This window comes from Ramlibacter sp. AN1133 (assembly GCF_037890035.1).
In the GTDB taxonomy this organism is placed as follows: Bacteria; Pseudomonadota; Gammaproteobacteria; order Burkholderiales; family Burkholderiaceae_C; genus Ramlibacter.
In genome coordinates this window covers 85,643-108,144 of sequence record NZ_JBBKTQ010000008.1, presented here as the reverse complement: position 1 = coordinate 108,144, position 22,502 = coordinate 85,643, and the positions used below count along the sequence as shown (strand labels likewise).

18 protein-coding genes and 1 pseudogene are annotated in these 22,502 nt (G+C 71.0%); 16 read left to right on the top strand and 3 right to left on the bottom strand.

Annotated features, from left to right (window positions below; all coding sequences use genetic code 11):
* Positions 1 to 243: 243 nt before the first annotated feature.
* Positions 244 to 1,989 carry a hybrid sensor histidine kinase/response regulator gene (locus WG923_RS13200; protein WP_340351432.1) on the bottom strand — a complete coding sequence of 582 codons (1,746 nt, stop codon included), beginning with the start codon at positions 1,987 to 1,989 and terminating at the stop codon, positions 244 to 246.
* A gap of 93 nt (positions 1,990 to 2,082) precedes the next feature.
* The gene (locus WG923_RS13195; protein ID WP_340351431.1) at positions 2,083 to 2,772 is read right to left on the bottom strand and encodes an N-acyl amino acid synthase FeeM domain-containing protein; all 690 of its coding nucleotides are present in this window, start codon (positions 2,770 to 2,772) and stop codon (positions 2,083 to 2,085) included.
* A gap of 236 nt (positions 2,773 to 3,008) precedes the next feature.
* Here WG923_RS13195 and WG923_RS13190 point away from each other — a divergent pair, with 236 nt between their 5' ends.
* The 16 genes and pseudogenes from WG923_RS13190 to WG923_RS13115 all read left to right on the top strand — a co-directional run bounded on the left by WG923_RS13190 (position 3,009) and on the right by WG923_RS13115 (position 21,377).
* The gene (locus WG923_RS13190) at positions 3,009 to 5,108 is read left to right on the top strand and encodes a 3-hydroxyacyl-CoA dehydrogenase NAD-binding domain-containing protein (RefSeq protein ID WP_340351430.1); all 2,100 of its coding nucleotides are present in this window, start codon (positions 3,009 to 3,011) and stop codon (positions 5,106 to 5,108) included.
* A 49-nt stretch (positions 5,109 to 5,157) separates the two neighbouring features.
* Positions 5,158 to 6,654, top strand: a pseudogene (locus WG923_RS13185) (M20 family peptidase); the annotation flags it as partial.
* A 25-nt stretch (positions 6,655 to 6,679) separates the two neighbouring features.
* On the top strand, positions 6,680 to 7,855 hold the full coding sequence (locus tag WG923_RS13180; RefSeq protein WP_340351429.1) for an acetyl-CoA C-acyltransferase: 1,176 nt from the start codon (positions 6,680 to 6,682) through the stop codon (positions 7,853 to 7,855).
* Between the two features lie 148 nt (positions 7,856 to 8,003).
* On the top strand, positions 8,004 to 9,830 hold the full coding sequence (locus tag WG923_RS13175; RefSeq protein ID WP_340351428.1) for an acyl-CoA dehydrogenase: 1,827 nt from the start codon (positions 8,004 to 8,006) through the stop codon (positions 9,828 to 9,830).
* Positions 9,830 to 10,045, top strand: a complete 216-nt coding sequence (locus tag WG923_RS13170) for a hypothetical protein (protein ID WP_340351427.1) — start codon at positions 9,830 to 9,832, stop codon at positions 10,043 to 10,045. Before WG923_RS13175 ends, WG923_RS13170 begins: the two co-directional genes overlap by 1 nt.
* Positions 10,046 to 10,194: 149 nt before the next feature.
* Positions 10,195 to 11,214, top strand: coding sequence for an NAD-dependent epimerase/dehydratase family protein (locus WG923_RS13165; RefSeq protein WP_340351426.1), 1,020 nt, complete (start codon positions 10,195 to 10,197; stop codon positions 11,212 to 11,214).
* Positions 11,211 to 12,068, top strand: coding sequence for a phosphatase PAP2 family protein (locus WG923_RS13160; protein WP_340351425.1), 858 nt, complete (start codon positions 11,211 to 11,213; stop codon positions 12,066 to 12,068). The genes WG923_RS13165 and WG923_RS13160 overlap by 4 nt, the downstream gene beginning before the upstream one ends.
* Positions 12,065 to 12,997 (top strand): hypothetical protein, encoded by a 933-nt coding sequence (locus tag WG923_RS13155; RefSeq protein ID WP_340351424.1) that lies wholly within the window; start codon positions 12,065 to 12,067, stop codon positions 12,995 to 12,997. Before WG923_RS13160 ends, WG923_RS13155 begins: the two co-directional genes overlap by 4 nt.
* Complete coding sequence (locus tag WG923_RS13150; RefSeq protein ID WP_340351423.1) at positions 12,994 to 14,061, top strand: glycosyltransferase family 2 protein; 1,068 nt, start codon at positions 12,994 to 12,996, stop codon at positions 14,059 to 14,061. Before WG923_RS13155 ends, WG923_RS13150 begins: the two co-directional genes overlap by 4 nt.
* A complete protein-coding gene (locus WG923_RS13145; protein ID WP_340351422.1) occupies positions 14,054 to 15,628 on the top strand; it encodes an ArnT family glycosyltransferase in 1,575 nt (524 codons plus the stop codon). The genes WG923_RS13150 and WG923_RS13145 overlap by 8 nt, the downstream gene beginning before the upstream one ends.
* A gap of 87 nt (positions 15,629 to 15,715) precedes the next feature.
* The gene (locus tag WG923_RS13140) at positions 15,716 to 16,504 is read left to right on the top strand and encodes an SDR family oxidoreductase (protein WP_340351421.1); all 789 of its coding nucleotides are present in this window, start codon (positions 15,716 to 15,718) and stop codon (positions 16,502 to 16,504) included.
* Positions 16,505 to 16,509: 5 nt separating this feature from the next.
* Entirely contained in the window at positions 16,510 to 16,938 is a 429-nt protein-coding gene (locus WG923_RS13135) for a PaaI family thioesterase (protein WP_340351420.1), read from the top strand.
* 10 nt (positions 16,939 to 16,948) lie between these two features.
* Positions 16,949 to 17,962: an NADP-dependent oxidoreductase gene (locus tag WG923_RS13130; protein ID WP_340351419.1), complete on the top strand. Its 1,014-nt coding sequence runs from the start codon at positions 16,949 to 16,951 to the stop codon at positions 17,960 to 17,962.
* 217 nt (positions 17,963 to 18,179) lie between these two features.
* The gene (locus WG923_RS13125) at positions 18,180 to 19,829 is read left to right on the top strand and encodes an isovaleryl-CoA dehydrogenase (RefSeq protein WP_340351593.1); all 1,650 of its coding nucleotides are present in this window, start codon (positions 18,180 to 18,182) and stop codon (positions 19,827 to 19,829) included.
* 16 nt (positions 19,830 to 19,845) lie between these two features.
* Positions 19,846 to 20,799 carry a glutathione S-transferase family protein gene (locus WG923_RS13120; protein ID WP_340351418.1) on the top strand — a complete coding sequence of 318 codons (954 nt, stop codon included), beginning with the start codon at positions 19,846 to 19,848 and terminating at the stop codon, positions 20,797 to 20,799.
* Positions 20,800 to 20,807: 8 nt separating this feature from the next.
* Positions 20,808 to 21,377, top strand: a complete 570-nt coding sequence (locus tag WG923_RS13115; RefSeq protein WP_340351417.1) for a methylated-DNA--[protein]-cysteine S-methyltransferase — start codon at positions 20,808 to 20,810, stop codon at positions 21,375 to 21,377.
* A gap of 374 nt (positions 21,378 to 21,751) precedes the next feature.
* Here WG923_RS13115 and WG923_RS13110 read toward each other — a convergent pair whose 3' ends face one another.
* Entirely contained in the window at positions 21,752 to 22,444 is a 693-nt protein-coding gene (locus tag WG923_RS13110; protein WP_340351416.1) for a hypothetical protein, read from the bottom strand.
* Positions 22,445 to 22,502: the final 58 nt, after the last annotated feature.

The window sequence follows — 22,502 nt, the reverse complement described above, 5'->3', positions numbered from 1 at the left end:
TCTGTGTTTCTGTGATCGCCGTCACATGCCCGAAGGGCCCAGCACGCAGCATGCCAAGAAAGGCCGCGGATGGCCATGAGCCTCAAGCTTCCTTAAGGAAATGGAGTAATGGCCGGGAGGGAAAGCGATGCGAAAACGAGTCTGCGGCGACAACACTGTCGCAAGATCGCGAACCTTCGTATGACTCGCCACAGAGGGGAAAAACCCCCATTGCCGGGCGTACCGGGGGGGGCTGGCGAGGGGTCAGAAACCCGCCGTCTGGCCCGAGGGCTGAAACGGCTCGTTGCTGGCGGCGAGCCTCAGGACGCGCTCGAGTTCGGCGCGCAGCAGCTCGGGTTGCAGGGGCTTGGTCAGGTAGCCGTCCATGCCGGCGGCGAGGGCGCTGTCGCGCGAGGCCGGCAGGTCGTTGGCGCTGACCCCCAGCACCGGGATGGTGCTGGCGGGCCCCGGGCGGGCCCGCAGGGCGCGCGTCGCATCCATTCCGCTCAGGCCGGGCATCTGCACATCCATGAGGATGGCCGCCGGCCGGGCGCCTTCGTCGATCATGCGCAGGGCCTCGCTGCCGTGCTGGGCCTCCAGCGCGTGCACCCCGAGTTCGCGCAGGCGCGCCTTGACGATGGTGCGGTTGAAGGCGCTGTCGTCCACCACCAGCACGGTGCGGCCGGCCAGGTCCACCTGCGGGCCGGCGGACAGGGCGGCCGGAGTGCTTTGCGGTTGCGCCGCCGGGGAGGCCGGGGGGAAGGTCAGCGCGAACTCGGTGAAGCGGCCGAGTTCCGATCGGCAGGAGATGTTGCCGCCGAAGGCCTGCATCGCGCGCCGGCAGAACGCCAGCCCGAGGCCCGTGCCCTCGCTCTTGCCGGAGGACTGGAACTCCTCGAACAGGCGCGCCAGCAGTTCCGGGGCGATGCCGGGACCGCTGTCGCGCACGACCACGCGATGCTCCGGCGTGCGCTCGACCGTGATGGTGATGATCGCGTCCGGGTGCAGGGGCAGGTAGTACAGCGCGTTCTTCAGCAGGTTGAAGACGATCAGCACGAAGGTGGTCTCGTCCCCGATGAAGGTGAAATCGTCGGCCACCTCGATGCGCACGCGCGAGCGCTGGTGGGCCCCTTCGTAGACGTACTCGTCGACCGCCTTGTGCACGCAGGCGGCGGCCGAAAGCGGCCGGAACTGCGCCGGATCGAACGCCCGGTGGCTGAGTTGCTGCAGCGTGACCGTGATGCCCTGCAGGCCCCGCCGGACGGCATGCCGGCCCTGCGCCGCCAGGGCGGACAGTCGCCGCAGTTCGTCCCGGCTGAGTCCCGGCGCATTCGGCTGGCCGGCACGGCGCAGGCTCGCCTCGATGGTCTCCAGGGCATGTTCCACGTGGGCCAGCGGCGTGCGCATCTCGTGCGCGACGGAGCCCGCCATGCCCGAATAGAGCCGGCGCATGCGCTCCAGCTCGGCCCGCTTTTCCACGTACTTGGAGATGCTGCCGCCGGCCACCAGCACGGCGCTGAGCGGCACCCACCACACCAGGAAGGTGGAGGGCAGGCGCGGGTCGGGGTTGGTCAGCCAGTACGCCGCGATGCTGGTGGCGTAGCCGCCCAGCATCAGCACCACCGAGTTGCGCCAGTCGGTCAGCAGGATGATGAGCAGCGCGCTCACCACCATGTTGATGATCGTCGGCGTGGCGGCCTGGTTCTGCAGCAGCGTGAACGGCAGGAAGAACGCCAGCGAGTAGAAGATCGTGAGGTACGAGAAGGGCAGGAACCAGCGCTGCAGCCGCTGCGGCCAGGACTTGCGCGCCACCAGCAGCGCGCACATGGCGATGGCCACCAGCCGCCAGGGCAGGTCGTCGTACAGGGGCGGCAGCTTGCCCGTGAACCGCAGCAGGTAGATCAGCGGGAAGGCGACCGTGCCGACCAGCCCGATCCCCTTCAGCAACCCGGGGCTGCCGGCGTGGTGCAGCCGGTAGCTCCGTGCCAGATCCCTGATGACTGTCTTCATGCCCCTCCCGGCTCCCGGTGCCGCCTCACGCCAGTGGCCTGCGCCCGGCCCGGGGTTTGCCCATCAATGTAGCAAACACCGGACGCGCGCCAATCAGTCGGCCAGCGCCATGTCTTCTTCGTGCCGCGCAGCCGCCACGAGGCCGGGGTGCCGTTGCGGCACGGCGACGTGCAGGGCCGCCGCGACGGCGTCCACGTGGCCGGACACCAGCACGAACGGCCGGCCGCTGGCGCCCACCAGCGGCGCCGTGGCATGCATGCCGAAGCGGCGCCACAGCCGCGCCATGGCGGGGGTGGAGATCGCATAGAAATGCTCGACCTCGCGCGTGTCCATCAGCACCTGCAGCGCCATGCAGAAGCACTGGTGCAGCAGTTCGGGCGAACGCTCCTCGGGGGCCACGATCAGGCGGCCCACCTCCCAGTTGCCGGGGCCGAGGATCTCGGGGGCCGCGCTGCGGTCCGCCCAGACGCGCTCGGCGGCGGTCAGGCGCAGGCCGCTGGGCACCAGGCGCAGCGTGGCGACCAGCTTGGCGCCGCGGTAGATCGCGGTCACGACGCCGACGTCGTCGCGCGCCGACTCGAAGGGCATCAGGCCGGCGCCCAGGTCGTCCTCGACCCCCATGGGCGCGTGCTTGCGCAAGGGAACCAGCACCTGCCGCTCCTCCGGGGTGGTCAGCACCTTCAGGTGCAGGGCCGCGCCGAAGCCGCTCCACTCCTGCCGGGCGAAGTCGGTGCCCGGGAAGGCGGCGAAGCGGGTCGAGGCGAGTTGGGAACTGGCTTGCATGAGAGTCCTCCTGTCGGATTATTGGATGTTGCCGCGCGCCGGGTGTCGCGGGGATACCAGAATGTGCGGCGCCTCTAGCATGGCGCATACCCCCTGTCCAGCTCAAGTGTGGCGAGACAAGACCCCGTGCCGCGGTCCTGTCCCACCTGCGACTGGGAGCGGGGATGCGCCCGGCGACGCACTTTAGAATCGAGAAGCGAACGAGCGTTCTTTTTCCTGACGAAGGGACCCACCCCATGACGGCTGAATACAAGGTCCACGGCGACGTGGCCGTGATCACCATGAACAACCCACCCGTCAACGGGCTGGGCTACGCCACCCGCACCGCGATCGCCGCCGGCATCGACCAGGCCAACGCGGACCCGGCCGTCAAGGCCATCGTGATCGCGGGCGCGGGCAAGGCCTTCTCCGGCGGGGCGGACATCAAGGAGTTCGGCACTCCCAAGGCCACGCAGGACCCGAACCTGCTCTCCGTGATCCTGGCCTGCGAGAACTCCGCCAAGCCGATCGTGGCCGCGATCCACTCCGTGGCCATGGGCGGCGGGCTGGAGCTGGCGCTCGGCTGCCATTACCGCATCGCCGCCCCGGGCGCGAACATCGCGCTGCCCGAGGTGAAGCTGGGCCTCATCCCCGGTGCCGGCGGCACCCAGCGCCTGCCGCGCGTGCTGGGCGTGGAAGCCGCCCTGAACATGATCGTGAGCGGCGAGCCCGTCAAGAGCGAGATGCTGGCCAGGCTGCCGGGGCAGAAGCTGTTCGACCGCATGGCGGCGTCGCCCGAGGGCCTGCTGGAGGAGGCGATCGCCTTCGCCCGCTCGGTGGCCGACACGCGCCCGCTGCCGCTGGTGCGCAACATGCCGTGCAAGCACCCCTTGGGGGACGCCTACTTCGGTTTCGCGCGCAACATGGTCAAGGGCATGGCCCGCAACTTCCCGGCGCCGGCCAAGTGCGTGGATGCGGTGGAGTCCGCGACGAAGAAGAAGTTCGACGAGGGCATGGCCTACGAGCGCGAGATCTTCACCGCGCTGATGTTCACGCCGGAGTGCCGCGCGCTGCGCCACCTGTTCGTGGCCGAGCGCGCCGCCTCCAAGATCGCCGACGTGCCGGACGACACGCCGCAGCGCAAGATCGAGCGCGTCGCCGTCATCGGCGCCGGCACCATGGGCGGCGGCATCTCCATGAACTTCCTCAACGCGGGCATCCCCGTCACCATGCTGGAGATGAAGCAGGACGCCCTGGACCGCGGCGTCGCCACCATGCGCAAGAACTACGAGTCGCAGGTGAAGAAGGGCAAGCTCAAGCAGGACAAGTACGACGAGCGCATGGGCCTGCTCAAGACCACGCTCTCCTACGAGGACATCAAGGACGCCGACCTCGTGATCGAGGCGGTGTTCGAGGAGATGGGCGTCAAGCAGAAGGTGTTCGAGCAGCTCGATGCCGTCATGAAGAAGGGCGCGATCCTCGCCTCCAACACCTCCACGCTGGACCTGGACAAGATCGCCGCGTTCACCAGGCGGCCCGAGGACGTGATCGGCCTGCACTTCTTCAGTCCGGCCAACGTGATGAAGCTGCTGGAAGTGGTGCGCGGGGCGAAGACGGGCAAGGACGTGCTCGCCACCGTGATGGCGCTGGCCAAAAAGATCCGCAAGACGGCGGTCGTCTCCGGCGTCACCGACGGCTTCATCGGCAACCGCATGATCGAGCAGTACAGCCGGCAGGCCGGTTTCCTGCTGGACGAGGGCGCCACGCCGCAGCAGGTGGACCGGGCGATCGAGAAGTTCGGCTTCGCCATGGGCCCGTTCCGCATGGGCGACCTGGCCGGCAACGACATCGGCTGGGCGATCCGCAAGCGCCGGTCGCAGGAGCGTCCCAACATGCTCTATAGCCGCACGGCCGACAAGCTGTGCGAGCTGGGCCGCTTCGGCCAGAAGACCGGCGCCGGCTGGTACGACTACCAGCAGGGCAAGCGCGATGCGATCCCCTCGAAGCTGGTCGAGGACATGATCGCCGAGCACCGCAAGTCCCTGGGCGTGGAGCCGCGCAAGATCTCCGACGACGAGATCGTGCAGCGCCTGGTGTTCTCGCTGGTCAACGAGGGCGCGCGCATCCTGGAAGAGGGCATCGCCGCCCGCGCGAGCGACATCGACATGGTCTACATCACCGGCTACGGCTTCCCGGTGCACCGGGGCGGCCCGATGCTCTATGCCGACCAGGTGGGGCTGTTCAACGTGGTCCAGGCCATGAAGCGCTTCCAGAAGAACCCGCGCGACGACGCGAAGTTCTGGGAGCCGGCGCCGCTGCTGCTCAAGCTGGCGCAAGAGGGCAAGACCTTCAACTGACGGCCGCGGGCCCCCGCGCGCGGGGGCCCGGCCGTCATCCCCGCGCAGGCGGGGATCCACGACCCCGCCCATGATCAAGCGCGCCGTCCTCGCGTTCCTCGCCCTCGTGCTGCTGCTGGCCGCCGGCGTCGCGGCCAACACGCTGCGCCAGGGCTCGCGCCAGCTCGCGGTGCCGCCGGCGCCGCCGCTGGCCGTCGACGCGCAGGCGGTGGCCGACAAGCTCGCCGGCGCGGTGCGCCTGCAGACCATCGCGAGCCTCGACGACCCGGCCCTCAACGCGGGCGAATTCCGCAAGCTGCACGCCTGGCTGGAACAGCGCTTTCCGCTGGTCCATGCCCGCCTGCGGCGCGAGGTGGTCGGCGACCTGAGCCTGCTCTATACCTGGCCCGGCACCGATCCCCAGGCCAAGCCGATCGCCCTGCTCGCCCACCAGGACGTGGTGCCCGTCGCCCCCGGCACCGAGACGGCGTGGCAGGTGCCGCCCTTCGCCGGTGTGGTGCGGGACGGCTACGTGTGGGGCCGCGGCGCCTGGGACGACAAGGGCAACCTGGTCGCGCAGCTCGAGGCCATCGAGATGCTGCTGGCCGCCGGCTTCCAGCCGCGGCAGACCGTCTACCTCGCCTCGGGCGCCGACGAGGAAGCCAGTGGCGCCCGCGGCGCCGGCCAGATCGTCCGCCTGCTGCAGCAGCGCCAGGTGCGGCTCGATTTCGTGCTCGACGAGGGCCTGGTGATCACGGAGGGCCTGGTGCCCGGCGTGCAGGCGCCGGTGGCGCTGGTGGGCGTGGCGGAGAAAGGCTATGTGTCGCTGGGCCTGAAGGTCAGCGCGCCGGCGGGCCATTCTTCGCTGCCCCCGGCCCCGGGCACGAGCGCGATCGCGATCATGAGCGAGGGCCTGCGGCGGCTGGACCAGGATCAGTTCCCCGCCGCGCTGCAGGGCGTCGCGCGCGAGATGTTCGAGACCACCGCGCCCGAGATGCGCGGCTTCCAGCGGGTGGCGCTGTCCAACCTGTGGCTGTTCGGCCCGCTGGTGCGCGCGCAGCTGGAGAAAGCGCCCGGCAGCAACGCGATGCTGCGGACCACCACGGCGCTGACGGTGGTGCGCGCCGGCGAGAAGGACAACGTGCTGCCGGGCGAGGCGCAGGCGGTGGTCAACTTCCGCATCCTGCCGGGCGAATCGCGCGCGAGCGTCAAGCAGCACGTGCAGGCCACGCTGGGGGATCGCTTCACGGTGCGGGAACTCCCCGGCGGCTACGAGCCCACGCCCGTGACGCCCACCCGCTCCGCCTCGTACCAGCAGATCCAGCGCACGCTGCGCTCGCTGTTTCCCGGGCTCGTCGTCGCGCCCTCGCTCTATGTCGCCGGCTCCGATTCGCGCCTGTTCGTGCCGATCGCCGACCACATCTACCGTTTCTCCCCCGTGCGCGCGAAGGCCGAAGACCTGCAGCGCCTGCACGGCACCAACGAGCGCATCGCCGTCGCCAACCTGGCGGAGCTGGTGCGCTTCTACCATCAACTGTTGCGCAACCTGAACGCGCCCACCGCCTGACCGGAACCTACGAAAGGCCATCACCATGAGCAACGCCGTCATCGTCTCCACCGCCCGCACCCCCCTTGCCAAGAGCTGGAAGGGGGCGTTCAACATGACGCACGGTGCCACCCTGGGCGGCCACGTCGTCAAGGCCGCGATCCAGCGCGCGGGCGTCGCGCCCGACGCGGTGGAGGACGTGCTCATGGGCTGCGCCAACCCCGAGGGCGCGACGGGCGCCAACATCGCGCGCCAGATCGCGCTGATGGCCGACCTGCCGGTGACGGTGTCGGGCGCCACGGTCAACCGCTTCTGCTCCTCCGGCCTGCAGACGATCGCGATGGTGTCGCAGCGGATCATCGCGGGCGAGGGCGAGGTCTACGTGGCTGGCGGGGTGGAGAGCATCTCCTGCGTGCAGCAGGAGATGAACCAGCACATGCTGCGGGACCCGGCGCTGATGGAGAAGAAGCCCGAGATCTACTGGTCGATGCTGCAGACGGCGGAGCAGGTGGCCAAGCGCTACGACATCTCGCGCGACCAGATGGACGAATACGGCGCGGCCAGCCAGCAGAAGGCCTGCGCGGCGCAGGAAGCCGGCCTGTTCAAGGCCGAGATCGCGCCGATCACCGTCAAGGCCGGCGTGGCCGACCCGGTGATGGGCCTCATGACCAAGGAGGTGACGGCGTCGCAGGACGAAGGCCTGCGCCCCGGCACGACCAAGGAAGGCATTGCCGGCATCAAGCCGGCGCTGCCGGGCGGGGTGATCTCCGCCGGCAACGCCAGCCAGTTCTCCGACGGCGCGGGCGCCTGCGTGGTGGTGAGCGAGGAGTACGCCGGCCGCAACAACCTGAAGCCGATCGGGCGCTTCCTCGGCTTCGCGGTGGCGGGCTGCGAGCCGGACGAAATGGGCATCGGGCCCGTCTTCGCGGTGCCCAAGGTGCTCAAGCGCCTGGGCCTGACGGTGCAGGACATCGACCTGTGGGAGCTGAACGAGGCCTTCGCGGTGCAGGTGATCTATTGCCGCGACAAGCTGGGCATCCCGGCCGACCGCCTGAACGTCAACGGCGGCGCCATCGCCGTGGGCCACCCCTATGGCGTCTCCGGCCAGCGCCTGACCGGCCACGCCCTCCTGGAAGGCAAGCGCCGCGGCGCCAAGCGCGTCCTCGTCACGATGTGCATCGGCGGCGGGATGGGGGCGGCGGGGGTGTTCGAGGTCCTCTGAAAACGGACTGCCGGACGCAGAGGACGCGAAGGGTACGCAGAGGACGCAAAAGGGACAAGGAAGACTTTCGAAGGTTTTCTTTGCGTTCTCTGCGTACCCTTTGCGTCCTCTGCGTCCGGATGTTTGTCTTCCTTCGCCAGCCCCCGCCATGTCCACCCTCCGTCCCACCCTCGAATTCCTCCTCTACGACTGGCTGCACGCGGATCGGCTGACCGAGCGGCCGCGGTTTGCGGACCATTCGCGCGAGACCTTCGGGGCGGTGCTCGATACCTGCGAGCGCATCGCGCGCGAGAAGTACGCGCCCTTCAACCGGCTGGTCGACACCGAGGAGCCCCGCTTCGACGGCGAGCGCGTGATCCTGCCGCGGGCCACCCACGAGGCCCACGACGCCTACGTCGCCTCCGGCATGCTCAGCGCCGCGCAGGACTACGACATCGGCGGCATGCAGCTGCCGTACACCATCGAGGCCGCGGCGGGCACCTTCTTCACCACCGCCTCCGTCAGCATCGGCGGCGGCCTGCTCACCATCGGCAACGCCAACCTGCTGCTGGCGCACGGCACCGAGCTGCAGAAGAGGGTCTTCGCGCTCAACGAATTCAGCGGGCGCTTCTCCGGCACCATGTGCCTGTCGGAGCCGCAGGCGGGCTCGTCGCTGTCGGACGTGGCCACCCGCGCGACTCCCGACGGCGAGGACTTCGAGGGCGATCCCCTCGGCCCCCGGTATCGCCTCAAGGGCAACAAGATGTGGATCTCGGCCGGCGAGCACGAGCTGGCCGAGAACATCGTGCACCTGGTGCTCGCCAAGATCCCCGGTGCGGACGGCAGGCTGGTCCCCGGCACGCGCGGCATCTCGCTGTTCATCGTGCCCAAGAAGCTGGTGGATACCGAGGGGCGCCTGACCGGCGAACGCAACGACATCGCGCTGGCAGGCCTCAACCACAAGCTGGGGTGGCGCGGCACGACCAACACGCTGCTCAATTTCGGCGAGGGCCGGTACCCCGTGCGCGGGGCCCCGGGTGCCATCGGCTACCTCGTGGGGCGCCCCGGCGAGGGCCTGCGCTGCATGTTCCACATGATGAACGAGGCGCGCATCGGCATCGGCCTGGCGGCCACCTCGCTGGGCCTGGCCGGCTACTACGCCTCGCTCGAATACGCCAGGAACCGCCCGCAAGGCCGCCCGGTCGGACCGGCGGGCAAGGACCCCGCGCAACCACAGGTGCGCATCATCGAGCACGCCGACATCAAGCGCATGCTGCTGGGGCAGAAGTCGTACTGCGAAGGGGCGCTCGCGCTGCTGCTGCAATGCGCGCGGCTGGTGGACGAACAGCACACCGGTGCGCCGCAGGCCGCGGACGAAGCGCGCCTGCTGCTGGAAGTGCTGACGCCGGTGGCCAAGAGCTGGCCCAGCGAGTTCTGCCTGGAGGCGAACTCGCTGGCGATCCAGATCCTCGGCGGCTACGGCTATACCCGCGACTTCCCGGTGGAACAGTACTGGCGCGACAACCGCCTGAACATGATCCACGAGGGCACGCACGGTATCCAGGCGGCGGACCTGCTCGGTCGCAAGGTGGTCATGGAAGGCGGCAAGGGCCTGCTGCTGCTGGCCGGCCGCGTCAACGCGACGATCGAGCGCGCCATCCAGCAGCCGCACCTGGCGCAGCACGCCAACGCGCTGGGGCAGGCGCTGCAGCAGGTCGGCGCCGCCACCAAGGCCGCATGGGCCACCGGCAACCCCGCCGACGCGCTGGCGAACGCGGTGCCCTACATGCAGGCCTTCGGCCACCTGGTGATCGCCTGGACCTGGCTCGACGTGCTGCTGGCCCTGCCGGCGCAGCCAGTGCAGGCGCAGGACGAGGGCCGCCTGCGTGCGGCACGGTATTTTTTCCACTACGAGCTGCCGAAGATCCCGGCCTGGCTGCAGGTGGTGCAGACGCGCGATGCAACCTGCGCCACCATGCCGGAGGACGCTTTCTGATGCCCCCGCAACGCACGCTGGACCGGCTGGACACCACCGCCTGGGTGCTGATCTACGGCGGGCTGTTCGCGCTGGTGCTGGGCATCGCCTCGCATGGCGAGACGGCGATCGGCGGCTGGAGCCTCAGCGTGCTGGGCGTGCTCGCCGCGCTCGCCGGCGTCGTGCTGATCGTGATCCGTGCCCGCATGACGCCGGACGAGCCGCCGCGCCGCTGAGGCGCGGGGTGACGTGCGTTAAGGCGGGGGCAATGTTTCTGTTGCATACTTTGGCGCCGTAGGTCCGCGACACCGGCGCCGACGGCAGGCTTGCGGCCTGCACCTCGCCGCCGGGGGCCTTCCCCGTTTGTTCTTCCTTCCCCGGGCGCATGAAGATCCTGCTCACCGGTGCAGCCGGTTTCATCGGCATGCACGTCGCCCTGCGCCTGCTGGCGCGCGGCGACGAGGTCGTCGGCATCGACAACCTCAACGACTACTACGACCCCGCGCTCAAGCTGGCCCGCCTGGCGCGCCTGCGCGCATACCCGCAGTTCCGCTTCCAGCAGCTGTCGATCGACGACGGCCCCGCGCTCGCGGAGGCCTTTCACCGCGCCACGCCGCAGCGCGTGGTGCACCTGGCCGCGCAGGTCGGCGTGCGCCATTCCGTGGTGGCGCCGCACGCCAGCGCCGGCTCGAACCTGCAGGGCTTCGTCAACGTGCTCGAAGGCTGCCGCGCCCTGCAGGTGGAGCACCTGCTGTACGCCAGCAGCTCCAGCGTCTACGGCGCCAACGCGCAGCTGCCGTACGTGGAGGAGGAGGGCGTCGATCACCCGCTGAGCCTCTACGCGGCCACCAAGCGCGCCAACGAGCTGATGGCGCATGCCTACAGTCACCTGTTCCGCCTCCCCGTTACCGGCGTGCGCTTCTTCACGGTGTATGGTCCCTGGGGACGGCCCGACATGGCGATGTTCCGCTTCACCCGCGCGATCCTCGAAGGCCAGCCGCTGGACCTGTACAACGAAGGCCACATGGTGCGCGACTTCACCTTCATCGACGACGTCGTGGAGCCCGTGGTGCGCCTGCTGGACAAGCCCGCGACGCCCGACCCCGCGTTCGATCCCACCCGGCCGGACCCGGCCACCAGCGACGCCCCCTTCCGCATCTTCAACGTCGGCGGCGGCCACCCGGTGCAGCTGCTGGAACTGATCGAAGCCCTCGAGGCGACGCTGGGCCGCAAGGCGCAGCGGCGCCTGATGCCCATGCAGCCGGGCGACGTGCTCGCCACCGGCGCGCAGACGCGCCGCCTGCAGGAATGGATCGGCCCCTGTCCGGCGACCCCGCTGCGGGAGGGCCTGCGCCGCTTCGCCGACTGGTACCTGAGCCATCACGCGGCGCCGGGGCGGCCATGAGCACGATGCCGGTTTCCTCGCGTCGCGCCCTGGCCTGGCTGCTCGGCGGCGCGGCCCTCCTCGTGCTCGCGGGCATCGTCGTGCACCTCACGGGCACCGATGCGGCCTGGCTGCTGCGCGTGCATGCGGCGGCGCCGTCGTGGATCGAGACGCTCCTGTGGTCCTCGCTGACGGTGCTGGGCCTCGGCTGGTGCGCGCTGATCCTGGTGCTGGCCGCCGACCGCGGGCCAGGGTGGCTGGCCGCCCTGCTGGTCCCGGCCTTCGTGGTGGGCGGCCTGCTCACGCACGTCACCAAGTGGCTGCTGGCGGTGCCGCGGCCGGCGGGCACGGGCCTCGCGCCGCACATGCACGTGATCGGCGACGCGTTCCGCGGCTCCGTGTCCATGCCCTCCGGCCATTCGGTCACGGCCGCCGCGATGGCGGCCCTGCTGTGCCTGGCCATTCCGCGTCGCCGGCTGGCGTGGCGGGTGCTGCTGCTGGCGGCCGCCGCGGCGATCGCCGTCTCGCGCGTCGTGGTCGGCGCGCACTGGCCCTCGGATGTCCTGGTCGGCTTCGGGCTGGGCCTGCTGGCCGTGGCGCTGTGCCTGGCCGCCGTCGAAGGCGGCGTCGGCCAGCGCCTGCACGCAGCGCTGACGCGGCGGATCGCCACGCGCGCGGGGCAGCGCTGGGTGGCGCTGGTCGAGGTGCTCGGCGCCGTCGGCCTGCTCAAGGAGCGCACCGGCTATCCCGCGGGGCAGCCGGTCGTGATCGCCATCGCCGTCGTGGCCTGCGCCAGCGCGGTGTGGCGCTGGCGCGCCACGCGCGAATCGCGGGCGCTGCCGTCCCTGCCCGATACGCCCGCGGAGCGCACATGAAGCCCGTGGAAGTCGCAGCGCCGGAGCCGGCCGCGGCACGGCCGCTGCACTGGGTGCGCGTGGGCCTCACGGTGCTGGTGTGCCTGCTGGCCTGGGCCTGGCTGCTGCGGCATGCGCAGATCGACGCGCTGGTCGCACAGGCCGCCCGGGTGCCCGTGTGGGGCTGGTTGGCCGCCGGCATGGCCCTGCTGGCGGGGCACGGCCTGCGGGCGGTGCGCCTGCAGCGCGACTGGCGCCACCTGGCGCACGTGCGCTGGTGGGAGTGCCTGCGCCTCGTGCTCACGCACAACGCGATGGTGCTGATGCTGCCGCTGCGCGCCGGCGAGGCCGCCTACCTGATGGCCGTGCGGCGCCAGTGGGGCGTCGGCTGGGGCGCGGCGGGCGTCGCCCTGCTGCGCTGGCGGCTGCAGGACCTGGCGGTGCTGGGCATGCTCGCCGTCCTGCTCCTGCTGCCGCTGCCCGGTTGGCAGCGCGTGCTGCTCGCCGTGCTGTCGGCCGCCGTGCTGCACTTCCTGCTGCCGCCCGTGTGGCGCTGGCTGGCCGCCCGCGCCGGCGTGGCCGGGGGTGCCGTCGGCGCGATCACCGATCCGTGGAAGGGCCTGGCGGTGAGCGCCGGCAACTGGACGCTCAAGGTGCTGGCCAACGGCAGCCTGCTGGCCGCGCTGGCCGGCCTGCCGCTGGCGGACGCCTGGCGTGCCGCGCTGGGCGGCGAGCTGGCCGGCGTCCAGCCCCTGCAGCCGCCCGTGGGGCTCGGCACCTACGAGGGCGGCGTCTGGCTCGCCGCCGGTGCGGCCCCTGGTGCCGTGGGCACCGTCGTCGCCGCCGCCCTGGCGGTGCATGCTTTCAGCCTGGCCGTGGCGCTGGGCTCCGCGGCCCTGGCGCAGCTGCGCCTGCCCGGGCCCACCGTGCGCGAGGAGTCGCCTTCATGAATTCCGCTTCCCTGGCCCAGCCGGCAGTGGCCGAGCCCACCGTCGTCGAACCCACCTCCACCGACCTCGCCGCGCTGCCGGTGCACCGCCTCTCGGTGGTCGTGCCGATGTACAACGAGGCCGAGAACGCCATCGCGCTGATCGACGCCGTGCAGGCCGCGCTGGCCGCCTATCCCTGGCCGTGGGAGCTGATCGTGGTGGACGACGGCAGCACCGACGGCACCGGCCGCGCGCTGGACCGGCGCGCGCGCGAAACCGGCCCGCACATCCGCGTGCTGCACCTGGCGCGCAACTTCCGCCAGACCGCGGCGATGCAGGCGGGCATCGATGCCTCGCGCGGCGACGTCGTGGCGACGCTCGACGGCGACCTGCAGAACGACCCGGCCGACATCCCGCGCATGGTGGCGCGCCTGCTCACCGAGGACCTGGACATGGTCGCCGGTTGGCGGCGCGAGCGCCAGGACGGCATGTTCATGCGCAAGATTCCGTCGCGGCTGGCCAACCGGCTGATCCGGCGGGTGAGCGGCCTGAAGTTCCAGGACCTGGGCTGCAGCCTGAAGATCTTCCGCGGCAGCGTGCTGCGGCAGGTGCGCCTGTACGGCGAGATGCACCGCTTCATCCCCGCCTGGCTCGCAACGGTGACCAGCCCCTCGCGCATGGCGGAGGAGCCGGTGCGGCACCACGCGCGCCGCGCCGGCACCTCCAAGTACGGCATCTCGCGTACCTTCCGCGTGCTGATCGACCTGCTGGCGATCCACTTCTTCCTGCGCTTCGGCAGCCGCCCGGGCCACTTCTTCGGCGGCATCGGGCTGGCGGTGCTGTTCATCGGCAGCCTGATGCTGGGTTACATGGGCGCACTCAAGCTCGCGGGCCACGACGTCGGCACCCGGCCGATGCTCTCGCTCGGTTTCTTCCTCGTGCTGGGCGGCGTGCAGCTGCTCACGACCGGCGTGCTAGCCGAACTGCTGGTGCGCGTGTACTTCGACGTGGGGCGCGCGCGTCCCTATCGCGTGCGCGGCGGCGATGCCGGCGAGACCCCGGTGGAGGGCGGCTGGCATGGCTGAACCCGCGCCGGCCGCGGCCCGCTGGGAGGGCGGGGCCGCGGTGCCCGCCTGGCGCCGCATCGCCTGGGCGTTGCTGCTCGCCCTGCCGCTGCTGTGGCAGCTCGGGGGCACGCCGCTGTTCGACGTCGACGAAGGCGCGTTCTCCGAGGCCACCCGCGAGATGCTGGCCAGCGGCGACTGGGGCCACACCACGCTCAATGGCGCGGCCCGCTTCGACAAGCCGATCGGCATCTACTGGCTGCAGGCGGCATCGGCCTCGGTGTTCGGCCTCCATGAATTCGCGCTGCGCCTGCCCTCGGCGCTGGCCTGCTGGGCGATGGCGCTCGCGCTGGCCGGCTTCGCCGCGCGCCGCTGGGGCGAGCGCGCCGGGCTGCTGGCCGGCGTGCTGACGGTCACCACCCTGGGCTTCCAGATGATCGGCCGCGCCGCCACCGCCGACGGCGTGCTGAACCTGCTGCTGGTGCTGGCCACGCTCGATGCCTGGCGCTACCTGGAATCGGGCGCGAAGGCGCCGCTGCGGCGCACCTTCGGCTGGGTCGGCCTCGGGCTGGTCGTGAAGGGGCCGATCGCGATCCTGGTGCCCGGCGCGGCGGTGCTCGTGTGGTGCACCGCCAGCCGGCGCTGGGCGCCGCTGCGCCGCGCGCTGGCGGACCTGCCCGGGTGGGCCCTGCTGCTGGCCCTGGCCGTGCCCTGGTACGCCTATGCGCTCGACCGGCACGGCATGGCCTTCGTCGAGGGCTTCCTGTTCAAGCACAACGTCGAACGCTTCACCGGCACCATCGGCGGCCATGCGGGCTCGCCCCTGTACTTCCTCGTCGTGCTGCCGCTGCTCGCCTTGCCGTGGACGCCGCTGCTGGCGGCGGTGGTGGCCCGCTGGCGCACCATCTGGGCCGATCCGCTGGGGCGCTACCTGCTCGGTTGGAGCAGCTTCGTCGTGCTGTTCTTCTCCTTCGCGTCGACCAAGCTGCCGCACTACGTGCTGTACGGCCATGCGCCGCTGGTGCTGCTGATGGCCCGCCTGCTGGCCGACGCCTCGCCGCGCTGGCGCCGGGTGGCGGCGGGCGGCCTCCTCTTCACCGCGCTGCTGGTGGCGGCGCTGCCCTTCCTGGTGCTGCAGTTCGCGCCCGCGATCCACGACCCGTTCTATCGCGCGCTGCTCTCCGGGGCGCCGGCGCCGGGCGTGGCGCCGCTGGTCGTGCTGGCGATCGCCCTCGGGCTGCTGCTCGCCTGGCGGCCGGCGCAGGCACCGTCGCCGCTGCGCCTGGCCGCCGCGGGCGGTGTGGTGGCCCTGTTCATCGCCGGCGCGGCCTTGCCCTGGTTCGGCGAGGCCCTGCAGGGGCCGGTGCGGCGCGCGGCCGCCGCCGCGGCTTCGCATCCCGGCACGGTGGCGCAGTGGCAGGTGCACCTTCCCAGCTTCGCGGTGTACCTGCAGCGCGTCTCGCCCAAGCGCGAGCCGCTGCCCGATGACATGGCGCTCACGCGCGTCGACCGCCTGCCGCCCTACGACGACAGCCGCGCGCGGCTGTTCGAGGAGCGCGGCGTGGTGCTGCTCGGCCCGCGGCGTTGATCCGGGGCGCTGTCCCTGACGCGGCAGGCGGGGCCGCGCGACTTTCGGCATGATTCGTCCTCTCCCACAAAAGACCCGAGGACGACCATGACACGCAGCGTTTTCCAGCTGTTCGACCTGAAAGGCAAGACGGCCCTCGTGACCGGCGGCTCGCGCGGCCTGGGCCTGCAGCTGGCCCACGCACTGGGCGAGGCCGGCGCCCGCATCATGCTGACCGCGCGCAAGGAGGGCGAGCTGGAGGAGGCGGTCGCGGACCTGCAGGCCGCCAACATCGACGCCCGCTGGATCGCCGCCGACTGCGCCCGCGAGGAGGACATCCGCCGCGTGGCGGACCAGACGCTGGAGCGCATGGGCGACGTCGACATCCTCGTGAACAACGCCGGTGCCGCCTGGGGCGCGCCGGCCGAGGACCATCCGGTGGAAGCCTGGGACAAGGTGATGAACCTCAACATCCGTGGCTACTTCCTGCTCGCGCAGCAGATCGGCAAGCGCAGCATGATCCCGCGCAAGCAGGGCCGCATCGTCAACGTGGCCTCCATCGCGGGCCTGGGCGGCAATCCGCAGGGCCACAGCACCATCGCCTACAACACCTCCAAGGGCGCCGTGATCACGTTCACCCAGGCGCTGGCGGCCGAATGGGGCAAGTACGGGATCAACGTGAACGCGATCTGCCCCGGCTTCTTCCCGAGCAAGATGACGAAGCACACGCTGGACACCATGGGCGAGGAACTGCTGAAGAACGCCCCGCTGCACCGCTTCGGCGACGACGAGGACCTGAAGGGGGTGTGCCTGCTGTTCGCGTCCGACGCCGGCAAGCACATCACCGGGCAGTGGCTGGCCGTCGACGGCGGCGTCTCGTGCATCGCGGGGGGCTGAGCAAAGTGCCGACTCCCAAGCTGTTTGGCGTCGAGATCCCTTTCGTCGAGCACCTCGGCTTCGAGCTGCTGCAGATGGAAGGGGGCGAATCCACCCTCCAGTTCGCGCCGAAGCACGAACACATGAACTCCTTCCTGGTGACGCACGGCGGCGCCATCATGACGCTGCTGGACGTGACCATGGCCACCGCGGCGCGCAGCCTCGACCTGGAAACGGGCGTGGTCACGATCGAGATGAAGACCATCTTCATGCAGCCCTGCCAGGGCGTGCTGACGGGCAAGGGCCGGCTGATGCACCGCACGAAGTCCATGGCCTTCACCGAGGGAACGGTCTACGATGCCGAGGGCCGGGCCTGCGCCCATGCCACCGGCACCTTCAAGTACGTCCGGCGCCACGCGCCCACGGCCCCGGCCAACGCCATCTCCACCGACTGAGGACGCCCCCATGCCCCAGAACCGTCAATTCCTCCTGGACAGCCGCCCGCAAGGCGAGGCGCGCGCCGACAACTTCAAGCTCGTGACCGGCGAGACCCCGCCGCTGAAGGAGGGCGAGGTGCTCGTGCGGCACCACTACCTCAGCCTCGACCCGTACATGCGCGGGCGCATGAACGACGCCAAGAGCTATGCCGCGCCCCAGCCGCTGGGCCAGGTGATGCAGGGCGGCACGGTGGGCGAGGTGGTGGAAAGCCGCAGCCCGAAGTTCCAGCCCGGCGACAAGGTCGTGGGCATGGGCGGCTGGCAGGAATATGCCGTGGTGTCGGGAGAGCAGGGCGGCCTGCGCAAGGTGGACACCGCGCACGTGCCGCTGTCGCATTACCTCGGCGCGGTGGGCATGCCGGGCGTGACGGCCTGGTACGGCCTGACGCAGATCATCCAGCCCAAGGCGGGCCAGACGGTGGTGGTCAGCGCCGCCAGCGGCGCGGTCGGCAGCGCGCTGGGCGTGCTGGCGAAACAGCGCGGCTGCCGCGCCGTGGGCATCGCCGGCGGGCCCGACAAGTGCAGCTACGTCGAGCAGGAACTGGGCTTCGACGCCTGCGTCGACTACAAGCAGCACGGCGACGCGCAGTCGCTCGCCCGGGCACTGAAGGAAGCCTGCCCCGGTGGCATCGACGGCTACTTCGAGAACGTCGGCGGCATGGTGATGGACGCCGTGATGCTGCGCATGAATGCCTTCGGCCGCATCGCGCTGTGCGGGATGATCGCCGGCTACGACGGCAAGCCGATCCCGATGGCGTATCCGCAGCTGATCCTGACCAATCGCCTGCTGGTGCAGGGCTTCATCGTCAGCGAGCACATGGAGCTGTGGCCCCAGGCGCTGCAGGAGCTGGGCACGCTGGTCGGCACCGGCAAGTTCCGCCCGCGCGAGAGCGTGGCGCAGGGCCTCGAATCCGCGCCGGAAGCGTTCCTGGGCATGCTCAAGGGCCGCAACTTCGGCAAGCAGGTGGTCAAGCTGGTCTGAGAGAAGACGGACTTCCGGACGCAGAGGACGCGAAGGGTACGCAGAGAACGCAAAAGAGACAAAGAAAATTGGAAGGTTTTCTTTTGCGCCTTCTGCGTACCCTTTGCGTCCTCTGCGTCCGGTTGTTGGCTGTTTGGCTGTCGCCCGGCCCCCTCGACTGCCCAGCAGCCCGCAGGTGCGCGATACTCCTGCGATCACGTCCGCGACGGGAGGCGCCATGCCGGAGTTCGCCACGCACGAAGTGTTCAACCAGCCCGAGCCGCTGGTGGACATCAACCTGTTCGAGACCAACCGCGCGCTGCAGGACGCCCTGCGCTTCAACGCGCCCGGGCTCGATCCCGCGCCGCTGCGCGAGCTCGGTGCCCTGGCCGGCTCGGCCGGGATGCAGGCGCACGCGCGCCTGGCCAACGTGCACACTCCCGAGCTGCGCACGCACGACCGCTTCGGCCACCGCATCGACGAGGTGGAGTTCCATCCCAGCTACCACGCGCTGATGGCCGCGGCGGTGCAGGCGGGGCTGCACGGGACACCCTGGGCTTCACCCGGTGGAGGCGCTCCCCACGTGCTGCGCGCCGCCGGCTTCATGCTCTTCACCGAGCTCGAGCCTTCGATCCTGTGCCCCATCTCGATGACCTACGCGGTCACGCCGGCGCTGCGGGGCAATCCCGCCGTGTCGAAGGAGTGGGCGCCCAAGCTCACCAGCCGCAGCTACGACCCGCGCCTGCTGCCGTTCACGCTCAAGACCGGCGTGACGATGGGCATGGGCATGACCGAGAAGCAGGGCGGCTCGGACGTGCGCTCCAACACCACCCGCGCGGTGTCCGACGGCGCGGACGACTGGGGCCGGCGTTTCCGCGTCACCGGCCACAAGTGGTTCTTCTCCGCGCCGATGTGCGATGCCTTCCTGGTGCTCGCCAACACCGAGGCGGGCCTGAGCTGCCTGTTCCTGCCGCGCGTGCTGCCGGACGGCAGCCGCAACGCGCTGCGCATCCAGCGCCTGAAGGACAAGCTGGGCAACAAGGCCAATGCCAGCTCCGAAGTGGAATTCCACGACGCGGCGGCGTGGCTGGTGGGCGAAGAGGGCCGCGGCGTGCCGATGATCCTGCAGATGGGGACCATGACGCGCCTCGACTGCGCGCTGGGCACCAGCGGCCTGATGCGGCAGGCGCTCGCCCTGGCCCTGCACCACACGGAGCAGCGGGTGGCCTTCGGCAAGCCGCTCCTCGAGCAGCCGCTGATGCGCAACGTGCTGGCCGACCTGGCGCTGGAAAGCGAGGCGGCGACCGCGCTGGCGCTGCGCCTGGCGCGCGGCTACGACCGGCGCGACGACGCGCACGAGGCCGCGGTCGCGCGCCTGCTCACGCCGATCTCCAAGTTCTGGATCTGCAAGCGCGGCAGCGCCTTCGGCCAGGAAGCCATGGAGTGCCTGGGCGGCAACGGCTACGTCGAGGAGAACGGCGAAGGCGTGATGGCGCGCATCTACCGCGAGATGCCGGTCAATTCGATCTGGGAGGGCGCCGGCAACATCATGGCGCTGGACCTGCTGCGGGCCCTGCGCGGCGGCGATGCGGCCGCGGCGCTGGCGCACGAACTGGCCCCGGCCAAGGGCGCGCATCCGGCGCTGGACCGCGCCGCCGCGCAGCTGCCCGCGCGCATCGAGCAGATGGCCACCGAGGTGGAGGCGCGCCGGCTGGCGCAGGAAGTGGCGCTGGCCGTGCAGGGCGCGCTGCTGGCGCAGACCGCGCCGCCAGCGGTGGTGGACGCCTTCTGCGCCTCGCGCCTGGGCGGCGACTGGGGCCAGGCCTTCGGCACGCTGTCCGCCCGCACCGATTTCGACGCGATCCTCGCGCGCGCCCTCCCGCACTGAACGAGAACGAGCCCGCATGAACGACCTCCTCCTGCACCACTACCCCAGCTCGCCCTTCTCCGAGAAGATCCGCCTCGTCCTGGGCTACAAGAAGCTGCCCTGGAAGTCGGTGCACATCCCGCCGATCATGCCCAAGCCCGAGGTGATCGCGCTGACCGGCGGCTACCGCCGCACGCCGGTGCTGCAGGTGGGGGCGGACATCTATTGCGACACGGCCCTCATCTGCGACGTGCTGGAGCACGTGCGGCCCGAGCCCACGCTGTACCCGCCGCACCTCAAGGGCGTGTGCCGCATCTTCGCGCAGTGGGCGGACTCCACGCTGTTCTGGGCCGCCATGGGCTACAACCTGCAGCCCAAGGGCGCGGCGCACGTGTTCGCCAAGGCGCCGCCCGAGGCGGCCCGGGCCTTCGCCGACGACCGCAAGGCCATGGCCGTCAACATGGTGCGGCTGCGCCCCGGCGACGCCACCTCGGCCTACCGCTCCTACCTGCGCCGCATCGCCAACATGGCCGACGAGCACGACTTCCTGTTCGGGATGGAGCCCTGCGTGGCCGACTTCGCGGCCTACCACGGCATCTGGTACACGCGAACGCAGGTGCCGCTGCTGGCGGACATCCTGAACGCGACCCCTTCGGTGGGGGAGTGGGCCAACCGGTTGGAGGCGATCGGGCACGGCCCCATGACGCAGCTCACGCCGCAGGACGCCGTGACCATCGCGGCCGCGATGGAACCGCAACCGCCGGGCGCCAACCTCCTGGTGGACAGCGCCTTCCAGGACGACCACGGCATCGCCCTGGGCAGCCGTGTGACGATCACGCCCGAGTCCTTCGGCAACGAAGCCACCGAGGGCGAGCTGATCGCGGCCACGCGCACGCACTACAGCCTGCGCCGCGAGGATGCGCGCGCCGGCCTCGTGCACGTGCATTTCCCGCGCCTGGGCTACGTGCTGCGCGCGGCGGCGCCGACCTGAGGTCCGCCATGGTGCGCGCGCAGGGCTGCTGCCTGTTCGACACCGCCATCGGGCCTTGCGGGATCGCGTGGACGGATGCTGCCCTGGCAGCGGTGCAGCTGCCGGAGGCCACGCGCGCCGGCACGCTGCGGCGGCTGCTGCGTTCCGTGGGGCAAGAGGTCCCGGAGGGCGAGCCGCCTGCGTTCGTGCGGACGGCGATCGCACGGATCCAGGCGCTGCTCGCCGGTGCGAAGGACGATCTCGCGGACCTGCCGCTGGCCATGGAGGGTGTGCCGCCGTTCCACCAGCGGGTGTACGAGGTCACGCGGGCGATCCCGCCGGGCGAGGTCCTGACCTATGGAGAGGTGGCGCGCCGGGTCGGCGAGCCGGGCGCGGCGCGGGCCGTGGGGCAGGCGCTGGGGAAGAATCCCTTCGCGCCGGTGATCCCCTGCCATCGCGTGCTCGCGGCAGGCGGCAGGTCAGGCGGCTTTTCGGCGGAAGGCGGGGCAGACACGAAGCTGCGGATGCTGGAGATCGAGCGGGCGCGGCTGGGGCTGGAGCCGGGCCTTTTCGACGGAAGTGACCGTCGAGTGAAGTGAACGTCGACTGAAGTGAAGGTCAGTCCCGCGGAGGCGGGAATCCAGGGCTTGCCAGACAGGGAGCGGCCGCGGCCGCTCTCCCCGGGTCCCCGCCTGCGCGGGGACGACGGAGGTATCGGCAGGCGAGCGAGACGGGGGCGGTGGCCGACAGCGCTGGGGTTTCGCTTCGCTCCACCGCCAGCCTACCGGAACGCTTCACCGCCAGCCTGCCGGAACGCTTCACCGCCAGCCTGCCGGAACGCTCCACCGCCAGCCTGCCGGAACGCTCCACCGCCAGCCTGCCGGAACGCTTCACGCCAGCCTGCCGGAACGCTTCACCGCAGCCCGCCGGAACGCTTCACAGCCGGCCTGCCGCAACGAATGGCTGCGCCCGCTCAGAACCAGCGCCGCCAGCCCGAAGGCTCGTTCGGCCGGTCCACCCCTGCCGGGCGCTCGTCGCGCGGCAATTCGCGCTCGGCAGCCCGCATGCGCTCCTCGCGCAGCCGCTCCTCCTCGCGCATCTGCGCCAGGCGCGCTTCGTCGGCCGTCGCATGCTCGCCTTCGCGGATCGCCTGCACGGCTTCGCCGCGCGTAACGGGCGGCACGACGGCCGGGCCGCTGCCCCAGCCCGCGCGCTCGAAACGCGTCTCCATCCGGTGCTCGACCTCGTTCAGGCGCGCGGCCAGCATGCGGTTGGTCGTCTCGGTCTGCGCGCGCAGTTCGCGCTGCAGCTCGGTCGTGCGCAGGGTGTCGCGCTCGCGCAGTTCGCGCAGGTTCTCCTCGAGAAAGGTGCGCAGCTCGGTGAAGCGCGAGGCCTCGGCCTTGTCGGCGAGGGCGCGCTGGGCCTCGAGTTCCTTGTAGTGATGGCGCGAATCCAGCAGCGCGCTGGTGCGGATCGCACCGGCGGACAGCACGAAGGCGATGACGGCCAGGGCGAGCAGGGTCAGCAGGATGGCGCCGAGCGGCGCGTCCACGACCACGGGGCCGAACAGCAGCGGCGAGGTGCGCATCACCTCGGACCAGTTGAGGGCGGCGAAGGCGGCGACCAGCAGGATCGCCACCACGAGCAGGATCAGGCGCGAGCGCATGGGTTCTCCTTGGGGTTGCTGTCAAGTTTCTCTGCAGTGCCCCCGCCACAGCTGTCAG

Excerpts from the sequence above, each read along its gene's own strand:
- WG923_RS13120 (WP_340351418.1), top strand. The coding sequence starts at position 19,846 with ATGAACGACCTCCTCCTGCACCACTACCCCAGCTCGCCCTTCTCCGAG.
- WG923_RS13150 (WP_340351423.1), top strand. The coding sequence starts at position 12,994 with ATGAATTCCGCTTCCCTGGCCCAGCCGGCAGTGGCCGAGCCCACCGTC.
- WG923_RS13110 (WP_340351416.1), bottom strand. The coding sequence starts at position 22,444 with ATGCGCTCGCGCCTGATCCTGCTCGTGGTGGCGATCCTGCTGGTCGCC.
- WG923_RS13190 (WP_340351430.1), top strand. The coding sequence starts at position 3,009 with ATGACGGCTGAATACAAGGTCCACGGCGACGTGGCCGTGATCACCATG.
- WG923_RS13175 (WP_340351428.1), top strand. The coding sequence starts at position 8,004 with ATGTCCACCCTCCGTCCCACCCTCGAATTCCTCCTCTACGACTGGCTG.
- WG923_RS13155 (WP_340351424.1), top strand. The coding sequence starts at position 12,065 with ATGAAGCCCGTGGAAGTCGCAGCGCCGGAGCCGGCCGCGGCACGGCCG.
- WG923_RS13115 (WP_340351417.1), top strand. The coding sequence starts at position 20,808 with ATGGTGCGCGCGCAGGGCTGCTGCCTGTTCGACACCGCCATCGGGCCT.
- WG923_RS13195 (WP_340351431.1), bottom strand. The coding sequence starts at position 2,772 with ATGCAAGCCAGTTCCCAACTCGCCTCGACCCGCTTCGCCGCCTTCCCG.
- WG923_RS13170 (WP_340351427.1), top strand. The coding sequence starts at position 9,830 with ATGCCCCCGCAACGCACGCTGGACCGGCTGGACACCACCGCCTGGGTG.
- WG923_RS13200 (WP_340351432.1), bottom strand. The coding sequence starts at position 1,989 with ATGAAGACAGTCATCAGGGATCTGGCACGGAGCTACCGGCTGCACCAC.
- WG923_RS13130 (WP_340351419.1), top strand. The coding sequence starts at position 16,949 with ATGCCCCAGAACCGTCAATTCCTCCTGGACAGCCGCCCGCAAGGCGAG.
- WG923_RS13160 (WP_340351425.1), top strand. The coding sequence starts at position 11,211 with ATGAGCACGATGCCGGTTTCCTCGCGTCGCGCCCTGGCCTGGCTGCTC.
- WG923_RS13125 (WP_340351593.1), top strand. The coding sequence starts at position 18,180 with ATGCCGGAGTTCGCCACGCACGAAGTGTTCAACCAGCCCGAGCCGCTG.
- WG923_RS13145 (WP_340351422.1), top strand. The coding sequence starts at position 14,054 with ATGGCTGAACCCGCGCCGGCCGCGGCCCGCTGGGAGGGCGGGGCCGCG.
- WG923_RS13140 (WP_340351421.1), top strand. The coding sequence starts at position 15,716 with ATGACACGCAGCGTTTTCCAGCTGTTCGACCTGAAAGGCAAGACGGCC.
- WG923_RS13165 (WP_340351426.1), top strand. The coding sequence starts at position 10,195 with ATGAAGATCCTGCTCACCGGTGCAGCCGGTTTCATCGGCATGCACGTC.
- WG923_RS13180 (WP_340351429.1), top strand. The coding sequence starts at position 6,680 with ATGAGCAACGCCGTCATCGTCTCCACCGCCCGCACCCCCCTTGCCAAG.